At 66.9% G+C, this 12345-nt stretch carries 11 protein-coding genes; 3 read left to right on the top strand and 8 right to left on the bottom strand.

Translation table 11 applies throughout. The features are described 5' to 3' along the window. Positions 1-10: 10 nt before the first annotated feature. The 5 genes from C0R07_RS10400 to C0R07_RS10380 form a co-directional block, all read right to left on the bottom strand. Positions 11-1159, bottom strand: a complete 1149-nt coding sequence (locus C0R07_RS10400) for an NADH:flavin oxidoreductase/NADH oxidase (protein WP_102788837.1) — start codon at positions 1157-1159, stop codon at positions 11-13. A gap of 58 nt (positions 1160-1217) precedes the next feature. After that, entirely contained in the window at positions 1218-2036 is an 819-nt protein-coding gene (locus C0R07_RS10395; RefSeq protein WP_102788836.1) for an NAD-dependent protein deacetylase, read from the bottom strand. Between the two features lie 54 nt (positions 2037-2090). Next, positions 2091-2504, bottom strand: coding sequence for an acyl-CoA thioesterase (locus C0R07_RS10390; RefSeq protein ID WP_019184839.1), 414 nt, complete (start codon positions 2502-2504; stop codon positions 2091-2093). 128 nt (positions 2505-2632) lie between these two features. Beyond that, positions 2633-3652: a ribonucleotide-diphosphate reductase subunit beta gene (locus C0R07_RS10385; protein ID WP_019184840.1), complete on the bottom strand. Its 1020-nt coding sequence runs from the start codon at positions 3650-3652 to the stop codon at positions 2633-2635. 147 nt (positions 3653-3799) lie between these two features. Next, positions 3800-6184, bottom strand: a complete 2385-nt coding sequence (locus tag C0R07_RS10380; RefSeq protein ID WP_102788835.1) for a ribonucleoside-diphosphate reductase subunit alpha — start codon at positions 6182-6184, stop codon at positions 3800-3802. Between the two features lie 578 nt (positions 6185-6762). Between C0R07_RS10380 and C0R07_RS10375 the strand changes: the two genes are divergently transcribed. Then, positions 6763-7584, top strand: coding sequence for a DUF2884 family protein (locus C0R07_RS10375; RefSeq protein WP_254427814.1), 822 nt, complete (start codon positions 6763-6765; stop codon positions 7582-7584). Between the two features lie 57 nt (positions 7585-7641). Here C0R07_RS10375 and zapE read toward each other — a convergent pair whose 3' ends face one another. Beyond that, positions 7642-8742, bottom strand: coding sequence for a cell division protein ZapE (gene zapE / locus C0R07_RS10370; protein ID WP_102788834.1), 1101 nt, complete (start codon positions 8740-8742; stop codon positions 7642-7644). Continuing rightward, complete coding sequence (locus tag C0R07_RS10365) at positions 8739-9425, bottom strand: alpha/beta hydrolase (RefSeq protein WP_070474322.1); 687 nt, start codon at positions 9423-9425, stop codon at positions 8739-8741. The genes zapE and C0R07_RS10365 overlap by 4 nt, the downstream gene beginning before the upstream one ends. 56 nt (positions 9426-9481) lie before the next feature. Here C0R07_RS10365 and C0R07_RS10360 point away from each other — a divergent pair, with 56 nt between their 5' ends. Together C0R07_RS10360 and C0R07_RS20295 are read left to right on the top strand one after the other, a co-directional pair. Then, positions 9482-10348, top strand: coding sequence for an EamA family transporter (locus tag C0R07_RS10360; RefSeq protein WP_102788833.1), 867 nt, complete (start codon positions 9482-9484; stop codon positions 10346-10348). 147 nt (positions 10349-10495) lie between these two features. Beyond that, a complete protein-coding gene (locus C0R07_RS20295; RefSeq protein ID WP_428991900.1) occupies positions 10496-10870 on the top strand; it encodes a DUF3011 domain-containing protein in 375 nt (124 codons plus the stop codon). Between the two features lie 15 nt (positions 10871-10885). Here C0R07_RS20295 and C0R07_RS10350 read toward each other — a convergent pair whose 3' ends face one another. Then, positions 10886-12331: an ExeM/NucH family extracellular endonuclease gene (locus C0R07_RS10350; RefSeq protein ID WP_102788831.1), complete on the bottom strand. Its 1446-nt coding sequence runs from the start codon at positions 12329-12331 to the stop codon at positions 10886-10888. Between the last annotated feature and the right edge of the window lie 14 nt (positions 12332-12345).

Raw genomic sequence — 12345 nt, 5'->3', positions numbered from 1 at the left:
CTTTCGCGGGTCAGCGTTCCGGGGCGATGAACACACCGCGGGCTTCGCGCGGTTCGCAGCGCAGGTACTGCGGTGCCGGTGCCACCGAATCGCCGAGTGCGGCGGCGGCATGCCACGGCCAGCGCGGGTCGTAGAGGATGCCGCGGGCCAGCGCGATCGCATCGGCGTGGCCATGGCGCAGGATCGATTCGGCCTGCGAGGGCTCGGTGATCAGGCCCACCGCGATGACCGGCATGCGCAGCTTGTGCGCCTTGATCGCCTGCGCGAACGGTACCTGGTAGCCCGGCGACAGCGGAATCTGCTGGCGCGGGCCATTGCCGCCACTGGAGACGTGCAGGAACTGGCACCCGCGCGCGTCCAGCACGTGCGCCAGGGTCGTGCTCTGCTCGATGTCCCAGCCGCCGGCCACCCAGTCGCTGGCGGAGATGCGCACACCGACGGCAATGCGATCGGACACCGCTTCGCGCACCGCATCGAACACACGCACCAGCAGGCGCATGCGGTTCTCCAGCGAGCCGCCGTATTCGTCCTCGCGGCGATTGCTCAGCGGCGACAGGAACTGGTGCAGCAGGTAACCGTGCGCGGCATGCAGTTCGATCAGGTCCATGCCCACCCGTTCGGCGCGACGTGCCGCCGCCGCGAAGGCGTCCACGATGGCATCGATGCCGGCCAGATCCAGTTCGGTCGGGGTCGGATCGGTCTTGGCGAACGGCAGCGCGGACGGCGCGACCGTGGGCCACGCGCGCGGATCGGACGGGTCCATCGCGCCGCCGCCTTCCCACGGCTTGTTGACCGAGGCCTTGCGGCCGGCATGGCCCAACTGCACGCCCAGCGGCATCGGCGACCACTGCCTGACCGAGGCCACGACCGAGGCCAGCGCGGCTTCGGTAGCGTCATCCCACAGGCCCAGATCGGCCCAGCTGATGCGGCCTTCCGGCAGCACGGCGGTGGCTTCCAGGATCAGCAGGCCGGCGCCGGACTGCGACAGCTGCCCGAGGTGGATGCGGTGCCAGTCATTGGCGAGGCCGTCGGTGCAGGAGTACTGGCACATCGGCGCGATCACGATGCGGTTGGGCAGGGACAGCGGGCCGAAGGAAATGGAGGAAAAGAGCTGGCTCAAGGGGGGAACTCGGGAAGAGGAAATGGAACCGGGCGCCATTGCACTCCTGTGCGGCGGCGGAGGCAACCGTGCCAGTGGATCAGTGTTTCGCAGCGGCTCAGGCGGTGGCGGTCCCCGGCAGCAGGAAGGCCAGCGCGTCGGCGCAGGACTGGTCGACCTTCAGGCTCAGCAGCGCATCGGCGCGGGTAAGCCCGCGGTTGAGCGCGGCGATCGGCAACCCGGCCTGGGCCGCGGCCTGCACGAAGCGGAAGCCGGAATAGACCATCAGCGAGGAGCCGACCACCAGCACCGCATCGGCGCGCTGCAGATGGTCGTGAACGGTGGCCACGCGCTCACGCGGCACGCTTTCACCAAAGAACACGACATCCGGCTTGAGCACGCCGCCGCAGGCCGGGCAGGCCGGCACCTGGAAGGACGAGAAATCGATGTTCAGATCAGCATCGCCGTCTGGCGCCTGTGCGGCCTCCAGGTGCTCCCAGCCCGGGTTGAGCGCCAACAGCCGCTGCTGGAACGCCTCGCGCGGCGTACGCGCTTCACAGCCCATGCAGCGCACCTGGTCCAGCCGACCATGCAGATCGATCACCGCTTCGCTACCGGCCCGCTGATGCAGCCGGTCGACGTTCTGGGTGAGCAGCAGCTCGACCTGGCCACGCGCTTCCAGCGCGGCGAGCGCGGCGTGCGTGCGGTTCGGCTGGGCCCAACCGAACCGTGGCCAGCCCAGCAGGCTGCGCGCCCAATAGCGCTGGCGCGTGGCCAGCTCACCCATGAATGCCTGATAGGTGACCGGCGGCGTCCGCTTCCACTGGCCATCGGCATCGCGGTAATCCGGGATGCCCGAATCGGTGCTGCAGCCCGCGCCGGTCAGCACGAACAGGCGCTGGGCGCGGTCGATGAACTCGGCGAGAGGTGTGCTCATGGACAGCAGATGGGGGCGCAGGGGGGGTGAGGCAATCCGGAGATCGGGAGCCGCTTACGGGCCCGGGATGTCACCCGGCAGCGACGGGACGCTGGTCGGGTGGCCGTCGGCATCCAGCGCGATCATCACGAAGTGCCCGCGCGTGCACAGCTTGCGCTCACCGGTGTGGAGATCTTCGGCGATCAGTTCCACTTCCACCTTCATCGAGCTGCGGCCGACTTCGACGATGCGGCCGACGGTTTCCACCATCTGGCCAATGCGGATCGGCAGCTTGAAATCGACCTGGTCCGAGCGCGCGGTGACCACGGTGCGGCGCGAGTAGCGGGCCGCGGCCAGGAACGCCGCCTTGTCCATCCAGGCCAGTGCCTGGCCACCGAACAGGGTGCCCAGGTGGTTGGTGTGGTTGGGGAACACGATCTCGGCCATGCGGACTTCGATGGGCGGGATGGTTTCGGGGATCGGGGTCATGGCGGGGGCCGGGAATGGTGGGGTGGCGCGGATGATACGACAGGGGGGTGGATGGGTCGCGTAGAGCGCAGACGAAAAAGCCCCGGAACAGGTCCGGGGCTCTTCGGAATCACGACGCGAGCGTCAGATCAGAACGACATGTCGAACGACACTTCGCCCTTCACGCCCACCTGGTAGGCCGACGAACGGCGCTCGAAGAAGTTGGTCAACTCCTGCACGTCCTGCAGCTCCATGAAGCTCAGCGGATTGCGCACGTTGTACTTCTTCTCCATGCCCAGGCGATGGAAATGATTGTCCGCGCAATGCTGCAGATACTGGCGCATGTCACGCGTCGAAATGCCTGCCACGCCGCCCGACAGCACGTCCTCGGCGAACTGCACTTCGCACTCGATCGCCTCGGCCAGCATGTCATACACCTGCTGCTTCATCGCATCGTCGAACAGGTCCGGCTCTTCCTCGCGGATCACGTCCACGCACTCGAAGGCGAACTCCATGTGCGCGCTCTCGTCGCGGAACACCCAGTTGGTGCCCGAGGCCAGACCGTTGAGCAGGCCACGCGAACGGAAGTAGTACACGTAGGCGAAAGCTGCGAAGAAGAACAGGCCCTCGATGCACGCCGCAAAGCAGATCTGGTTGAGCAGGAACTGGCGACGCTCGTCACGGGTCTCGATGCGCTTCAGGTTCTGGATCGAGTCGATCCACTTGAAGCAGAAGTCCGCCTTCTTCTTGATCGAGTCGATGTTCTCCACCGCGTCGAACGCCTTGGCGCGCTCGTCCGGATCGGGCAGGTAGTTGTCGAGCAGGGTCAGGTAGAACTGCACGTGCAGCGCTTCTTCGTACAGCTGGCGCGACAGGTACATGCGCGCTTCCGGCGCATTCAGGTGCTGATACAGGTTCAGCACCAGGTTGTTGGACACGATCGAGTCGCCGGTGGCGAAGAACGCGACCAGGCGGTGGATCAGGTGGCGCTCGCCCGGCGACATCTTGCCGTGCAGGTCGCTGATGTCGATCTGGAAGTTGATTTCCTCGACCGTCCAGGTGTTCTTGATGGCGTTGCGATACATGTCATAGAACTGCGGGTAGCGCATCGGGCGCAACGTCAGTTCGAAACCGGGATCGAGCAGCATTTGGCGAGGCTTGTCGGCCATGGTGTTTCGTCCTTCTTGGCAACGACCGACCAACGGTCGGTCGCTACCGGATGTGTGATTTTTCCGGCGGAACCGGTGTTCCCGGATAGGCGCCGACGTTGGTCGGTGCACCCGGCGTTGCCGGCCCGGTGGGCCGGCACGCCTTGTTTACTGGCACGCCTCGCAGCTTTCCGGATTTTCCAGCGAGCAGGCGACGGCTTCGACCGGGGTGTAGCTGCTGACGGTCGTCTTGGCGATCTTGGTCGCCGGACGCGAACGCAGGTAGTAGGTGGTCTTGATGCCCTGCTTCCAGGCGTACATGTACATGGAGGACATCGCGCCGATGCTCGGGCTTTCCATGAACAGGTTGAGCGAGGCGGACTGGTCGATGAACGCGCCGCGGTCGGCGGCCATGTCGATCAGCGAACGCATCGGCAGTTCCCACGCGGTGCGGTAGATGTGGCGCAGGGTTTCCGGGATCTGGGTGATGCCCTGGATCGAGCCTTCGGCCAGCTTGATCGCGTCGCGCATTTCCGGGGTCCAGTGGCCGAGCTTCTTGAGCTCGTTCACCAGGTAACGGTTGACCTGCAGGAAGTCGCCGGACAGCGTTTCGCGCTTGAACAGGTTGGACACCTGCGGCTCGACGCACTCGTAGCAACCGGCGATCGAGGCGATGGTCGCGGTCGGGGCGATCGCGATCAGCAGCGAGTTGCGCAGGCCGTGTTCCTTGATGCGCTCACGCAGGGCATCCCAACGCGCGGTGTCTTCGGGCACCACGTTCCAGGCATCGAACTGCAGCTCGCCGCTGGCCGCACGGGTGTCGGCGAAGGACGGGTGCTTGCCGCGTTCCTGGGCCAGCTCGCACGAGGTTTCCAGCGCGTGGAAGTAGATCGTCTCGGCGATTTTCTTCGACAGCGTACGGGCTTCGGCACTGTCGAAGGCCAGGCGCTTGCGGAAGAACACGTCCTGCAGGCCCATGCAGCCCAGGCCGACCGGACGCCAGCGCAGGTTGCCGCGGCGGGCGGTTTCGATCGGGTAGAAGTTCAGGTCGATCACGCGGTCGAGCTGACGCACGGCCAGGCGCACGGTGTCGGCCAGCTTGTCGAAATCGAACTCGCCGTGGGCATCGAAATGGTTGCCCAGGTTGATCGAGCCCAGGTTGCACACCGCGGTCTCTTCGGCCGAGGTGATTTCCAGGATTTCGGTGCACAGGTTGGACAGGTGGATCACGTTGCCCGGACGCAGGGTCTGGTTGCTGGCGCGGTTGCACTTGTCCTTGAAGGTCATCCAGCCGTTGCCGGTCTCGGCCAGGGTACGCATCATCCGCGAGTACAGCTTGCGTGCGGAGATCGTGCGCTGGGCCTTGCCCTGGGCTTCGGCCTGCAGGTAGGCCTGCTCGAAGGCTTCACCGAACAGATCGGTGAACTCGGGCACCACGCTCGGATCGAACAGCGACCATTCCTGGTCGGCCTCGACGCGCTGCATGAACAGGTCCGGCACCCAGTTGGCCAGGTTCAGGTTGTGCGCACGGCGCGATTCGTCACCGGTGTTGTCACGCAGCTCGAGGAAATCCTCGACGTCGGCGTGCCAGGTTTCCAGGTACACGCAGGCCGCGCCCTTGCGCTTGCCGCCCTGGTTCACCGCGGCGACCGAGGAATCCATGGTCTTCAGCCACGGCACGATGCCGTTGGAATGGCCGTTGGTGGACTTGATCAGCGAACCGCGCGAACGCACGCGACTGTAGCTGACGCCGATGCCGCCGCTGAACTTGGAGAGCTGGGCGATGTCGCCGTACTTGGCGTAGATCGACTCCAGCGAATCCTGCGGCGAATCCAGCAGGAAGCACGAGGACAGCTGCTCATGCGTGGTGCCGGAATTGAACAGCGTCGGGCTGGACGGCAGGTAATCCAGGTTGCCCATGCGCTTGTACAGCGCCAGGGTTTCCGGCACGTCTTCGCTCAGCGCGCTGGCGATGCGCAGGAAGAACTGCTGCGGAGTCTCGATCACCTTGCGGGTGTGCGGATGGCGCAGCAGGTAACGGTCGTACAGGGTACGCAGGCCGAAGTAATCGAAATGCAGGTCCAGCGACGGATCGATCGCGTCGTTGAGCTTGCGCGCGTTGACCTGCACGAACTCCAGCAGGCGCGCGTTGATCAGGCCCACTTCGTGGCCGCGGCCAACCGACTGCGAGAACGCATGGATTTCCTGGCCGGACACTTCCTTGGCGATGAAGTTGGCCAGCAGGCGCGCGGCGAGGCGGCCGTATTCGGGTTCTTCACCGATCAGCAGCGCCGAGGTGCGGATGGACAGCTCGTCCAGCTCCTGGGTGGTCGCGCCGTTGTACAGGCCGGAGATGGTGCGGGTCGCAACGCGCATCGGATCCACCGCATGCAGACCTTCGCAGCAGCGCTGTACGGCGCGCACGATCTTGTTCAGGTCCACCAGTTCGGTCGTGCCATTGCGCTTGGTCACGCTCATGGCGGTCGCCGTGGGCGGCGAGGTCAGCAGGAATTCGCTTTCCTTATCGATAGCTGCGCTGGTTTCGGTGCTCACGGCGTTTTCCTCTTGGCGTGATTTGGGGTGGTACAGCGTGGGTCTGCCTGGCAGGCGCCGGAACCGATGCAGAGATGCTCAGGGTGGACTATCGGCGTCGCAGGAGCCGCGACCCGGGCAGGCAAGCCTGCGGGCGGTTCCCCTGCGTCACCGGTCCTCTCCCCCCGGAGAATCCTGCGACCGGCACCACACGCTGTACTTCGTGCGGTTGTCAGTAGGTCTTCAGGCCATCGGCGTGAAGGCGATACGCCCGTCGACTTGTGGTCGGCGGTACCGACGGCCACAAGATAGTGGGGGTACCAGGTGTCGTCAACGCCAAATGTAGTGAATTTCCCTAATCCCTTGCGGCGCAAGGACCGGGCCGGGAAGGCGTCCGACGAACGGTCTGGACCTGTCGAAAGCGAGTGCGCAGTCAAGGCCGAAACGCCGATCGGGGATGCGACGCAGGGGCGCGAAAAACGGAACAGCGGGCCTCACGCGACCCTAACGAATGGCCGCCGGTCAGGGTGACTTCCGACCCGCGCCGGGGTCGCCCCGGGGTGCCACGCTCCGGTTGTCTCCTTTATATGAACGCGACCATGCGCCTGCCCCTGACCGGCTGTCTGATGTTGGGCCTGACCTTGGCTGGCACCACCGCTGCCGGCGAGAGCAAGGGGCCGGAGCTGTCCTCGCGCCAGTGCGGGGTAAGCACGCCCTACAACGTGCTGGTGGACAGCGGCGGGATCTGGCTGCGCAACCGCGACCAGGTGCCGGCGGAGATCTTCTTCCACGATGGCGAACTGAACATCGACCGCCAGCCGATTCCGGTCAGCGACGCCGACGCCCAGCGCCTGCGCCAGCTCGAATGGGGCACCCGCCAGCTGGTGCCTGCCGTGGCCGGGGTGGCCGGGGAGGTCACGGACATCGCCTTCGATGCGCTGGGGGCCACGGTGGAGATCATGACCGGCAGCCGCCGGAAGGCGCGCGAGGTGGAGGGGCTGCGCAGGGATGCCCACGATTACGTTGGCCGTACGCTGGGCCGCGGGATCTGGGAGCAGGATCTGTTCGGCGAGCAGTTCGAGGCGCGCATCGAGCAGGCGGCCGAGTCGATGTCTGCCTCGCTTGCCCGCGGGGTGATGTGGACGATGCTGACCGGCGGCTCGGATCGGATCGAGGCGCGCGCCGAGAAGATGGAGGCCGACCTGGAGCGTCGCATGGACGTCCGAGGGCAGGCGCTGGAGGTACAGGCCCGGTCGTTGTGCACCCAGGTGCTGGCGCTGGATGCGATCCAGCAGTCGCTGGAGGTGCGCTACCAGGGCAAGCCGCTGGCGATGATGGTGATGGACCGCGAGAAGGACGCGACCGCGCCGATCGCGCACGAACAGCCGCGCGGGGACGCGCTGGTGCTGCCCCCGTTGTAGAAAGCATCCACGCAGGGCGTGGATCTACATCACGGCCTATCCAGGCCCGGCGTGGAGCTACGCGCGGTGCGGGGTGCCCAGGTACTCGGCGCTCTGCATTTCAATCAGGCGCGAGGCGGTACGTTCGAACGCGCCCTGCAACCGGACGCCCGAATACAGCCCGACCGGTGAATCGGTGGCGGTGCAGACCAGGTTGACGTGGCGGTCGTAGAGCTCGTCGATCAGGTTGACGAAGCGGCGCGCAGCATCTTCATTCAGCTTGTCGAAATGCGGGATGTCGCCCAGCAGCACGGTGTTGAACTCGTGCGCGATCTCGATGTAGTCCGACGGGCCGCGCGGGCCTTCGCACAGCGCCTTGAAATCGAACCAGACGATGCTCTTGCCGCGGCCGCGCACCGGAATCTTGCGCGCTTCGATCTCGATGTTGCCCGCCTTGGCCGGTTGCCCACCGCTGAGCTCGGCCCAGCGGCCGGCCAGCCAGGCATCGCTGCCGGCATCGATCGGGGACTGGTACACCGGCGAGCGGGTCAGCGCGCGCATGCGGTAGTCCTCGGTGCCTTCGGCGTACAGTTCCACGCAGTAGGTCTGCAGCAGCCCGATCGCGGGCAGGAAGCTGTCGCGCTGCAGGCCGTTGAGGTACAGGTTCTCCACTGCGGTGTTGGAGGTGGTCACCAGGGTCACGCCCTCGGCGAACATGCGCTCGAGCAGGCGCGCCAGCAGCATCGCATCGCCGATATCGGTGACGAAGAACTCGTCCAGCACCAGCACGCGCAGTTTGCTGCGCCATTCCTGGGCGATCTTCGCCAGCGGATCGCTTTGCCCCTGGTGCTCGCGCAGGCGCTCGTGGATGCCGCGCATGAAGCGATGGAAGTGGGTGCGGTACTTCTGCTCGATCGGCAGGCCGTCATAGAACAGGTCGACCAGGAAGGTCTTGCCGCGCCCCACCCCGCCCCAGAAGTACAGGCCCTTGACCGGCTCGGGCTTCTTCCAGAATGCGGAGAGGCGGTCCAGCCAGCCGTCCTGGGCGCTGTCGACCAGCGCCAGATGGATGCGATCCAGCTCGGCCAGGGCGGCGTGCTGGGCCGGGTCGTTCTGCCATTCGCCCCGGGCCACGCCATCGGCGTAGCGCTGCGACGGGGTCATCACGGTGTCGCTCATGCCGCGTCGGGGGCCGCGTCGGGCGCGGGAACCGGCAGCCACTGCTTGACGCCATGGATGAGCGCGCCGCGCAGGTCGACGATCTTGCGGTGGAAGAAGTGGCTGGTATCGGGCATGCGCACCAGTTCATGCGGTGCGTCCAGGCCGTCCAGCCAGTCATAGACCGCCTGCGGATCGACGATCTCGTCTTCCTCACCCTGGATCACCAGCCACTGGGCCGGCGGCTGCATGCCCTCGAAATCCCAGCGCCCGGCGGGCGGCGCGATCGAGATCAGGGTGGTCGGCTGCAGGTCGCCCGCCGCGCGCAGCGAGACGTAGGCGCCGAAGCTGAAACCGGCCAGCCACAGGTCCTGGCCCGGCCGCTGCGCACGCACCCAGGCGGCGACGGCCTTGAGGTCGTCCTGCTCGCCCACGCCATTGTCGAACGTGCCGGCCGAGTCGCCGACGCTGCGGAAGTTGAAGCGCACGGTGGCGATGCCCAGGTCGCGCAGCGAGCGCGCGGCCATGGTCACCACCTTGTTGTGCATGCTGCCGCCCTCGGTGGACAGCGGATGGCAGACGATCGCCACCACCGGCTGCACCGCGACACCGGCCTCGGGCAGATCAACCACGACATCCAGCGGACCGACCGGTCCGTCCAGCGTCAGCGCACCGCTTTCTTGGGGAAATGGGGGATTGTGCATGGCGTCATAATACCGTCCCTCCGCGTGCTTCACCGCCGCCCCCGCCGGGTTCGTACATGCACTATCTGGTTTTCAGTGTTTTCTGCAGCGTGCTGGTCTCGGTCCTGCTGAAGCTGGCGCCGCGTCAGCGCTTGGACATGCCGCAGGTGGTGACCTGGAATTACCTGGTCGCCAGCGTGCTCAGCGCGGTGCTGCTTCAGCCCTCGCTGGCCTCGCTGCAGGCCCCGCATGCACCGTGGGCGGCCCTGCTCTGCCTGGCCGTGGTGCTGCCGGCGATCTTCCTGATGATGGCCCGCGCGGTGACCCGCGCCGGGATCGTGCGCAGCGACGTGGCCCAGCGGTTGTCGCTGCTGCTTTCGCTGCTGGCCGCGTTCCTGGTGTTCGGGGAGACCGCCAACGGCTGGAAGCTGGCCGGCCTGGGGTTGGGGCTGCTGGCGATCCTGGGGATCAGCGTGCGCCCGCGCGCCGGTGCGGCCGAGCCCACTGGCGGGCGGGCCTGGCCGTGGCTGCTGGCGGTGTGGGTGGGCTATGCCCTGGTCGACATCCTGCTCAAGAAGGTGGCGTTGTCGGGCACGCCCTCGATGGCCGCGCTGCTGGCCAGTTTCAGCCTGGCCTTCGTGCTGATGCTGGCGTTGCAGCTATGGCGTCACCTGCGCGGCATCGCCCGCCTGCAGTGGCGCAACGGGGTCGGCGGGGCCCTGCTCGGGCTGCTCAACTTCGGCAACATCCTGTTCTACGTGCGCGCCCACCAGCACCTGCCGGACAGCCCGGCGGTGGTGTTTGCCGGCATGAACATCGGCGTGGTGGTGCTGGGTGCGCTGGTGGGCATGCTCGGCTTCGGCGAGCGCACCAGCGTGTGGAACCGGGTCGGGCTGGCGCTGGCCGTGGTGGCGATCGGGTTGATCGCGTGGGGCACGTGGTAGGCAGCGACCAGCCTCATTGACGCAACAAACCGCGCAGTCGCGACGCGATGTTTCGATTGATACGCCGACGGAGATCACATTCGCACCTGCCAGATCGTGGACCCCACTACATAGACTCGCGGGTCTCCACTGGCCAGGAAGCCTCCTGTGACACGACCATCCTCTGCGCGACTCCTGACATCACTGGCATGCCTGGCCTTGGGCGGCTGTGCGAGCCTGGGGGGATTCCCTGATTTCACCGCACCGGCCTACCCGCCACCATCCAATTACCCGACCTATCCCCCCGCGTATCCCGTTGGGGGCGACCGACCGGATTCAGAGGTGGTGAGCTGCCACAGTAGTGACCACCGTTTCCAACGCTGCAACGTACAGATTTCGGCAAAAGACACGGTGCACCTGATCAGTCGGGATTCGCGCTCGCCGTGCGAGTTCGGCCGCGACTGGGGCCAGGACCACAGCGACCTTTGGGTCGACAACGGGTGCCGCGCCACCTTCCGGATCGAACGCTACTACTGGCGATGAAGTGACGATGCAGGATCAGCGATCAAACCCCAGCAGCAGCGGATCATGGTCCGAGCTGCGCCACGGGCCCGCTTCGTTGCGGTCGCGGTAGCCGACATCGTCGGCTTCATCGGCATTGATGTGCCACTCGGCCGCCGCGCGCAGGCGCTTGGCCATGCCCGGGCTCAACAGCGCATGGTCCAACCGGCCGGTCATGCCGTTGTAGACGTAGCTGTAAGGCCGTTCGACCTTCGCCACGGCGAACGCATCGCGCCAGCCGGCGGCGTGTAGGGTGCGGATCGGATCTTCCATGGCGTAGGCGTTGAAGTCGCCCAGCAGCACCGCATCGCGGGTGCCGGCACCGGTCGGGTCGGTCGCCAGCCACTGGTCCAGCAGCGTGGCCGAGGCGATCCGGGTGGCATTCCAGCAGGCCTGGCCGTCCTTCTGATCGGCATCGGCGCCGGTCGCTTCCGAGCAACCCTTGGATTTGAAATGATTGGCCACGACCACGAACGGTGCGCCCTTGCCCGCACGGAAGGCCTGCGCCAGCGGCACGCGGCTGCGTTCGCCGAAGGGCTCCTTCTCCAGCACGGCGGGGGCGCCGACCGGGGTCACGCGCGTGGCGCGGTAGATGATGCCGACCCGGATCGGGTTGTCACCGGGGCCCTGCTTCGCGTTGATGAAACGCCAGTCGGCACCCTGGCCCCGGTCCGCATTGAGCGCATCGACGAGCTGGGCAATCGCCGACTGCGGGCCGTAGCCATCGTTCTCCAGTTCCATCAGCGCGGCGACATCGGCACCCAGGGCGTTGATGGTGGCGACCAGCTTGGCTTTCTGCGCCTGGTGTTCGGCCAGGGTGCGCGCACCACGCAGGGTCGGGTAACCACCGCCCTGGCCGTCGCCATTGAAGAAGTTCTCCAGATTGAACGCGGCCACGTGCAGGGCGCCAGCCACCACCGGGACTGCCGGGCGCTCGAGCGCCGGCAGGCTCAGCGGGCGGGTCACCTGCAGACGCGTGTTGCCCTTGGGATCGATACGGACGACGCCTTCCACATTGCGCAGGACCATGCCGGTGCGCAGGTTCGCCGCCGCCGGCAGGTAGGCCACCAGGCCGGGGTCGCGGGCGTCGCTGCCATCGTCGAGCACCAGCCGGCGATGCAGGTTGTCGGCCACCACCTGCGCGTGCCCCGCGGTGCCGGGCGCGGCCACTTCGCTCGGCTGCCAGAGGCGGCCGCCGAAGGCCACGGTCAGCTCACCGAAGCGCGACAGGCCATCGCTGCCGGCCAGGGTCAGCGGCGCGGCGATGCGGACCTGCTGGCCATCCAGCGTGCGCCAGTCGGTGGGCGGCGCGGTCAGGGTGACCGTGGCCGACGGGGTCGGCGCCGGGCGCACCTGCGGCGAGGTAGCGGGCTGCGGCTGGGCGGCATGGACCGCGCCGGACAACGCCAGCGCGAGAGCGAACACGAGGGGGGTACGGCGCATCGGAAGCAGGACTC

It is taken from the genome of Stenotrophomonas bentonitica, from assembly GCF_002887735.1.
In the GTDB taxonomy this organism is placed as follows: Bacteria; Pseudomonadota; Gammaproteobacteria; order Xanthomonadales; family Xanthomonadaceae; genus Stenotrophomonas; species Stenotrophomonas bentonitica_A.
Note: the sequence above shows the minus strand (reverse complement) of the source record. Positions and strands in the feature narration are given on the sequence as shown.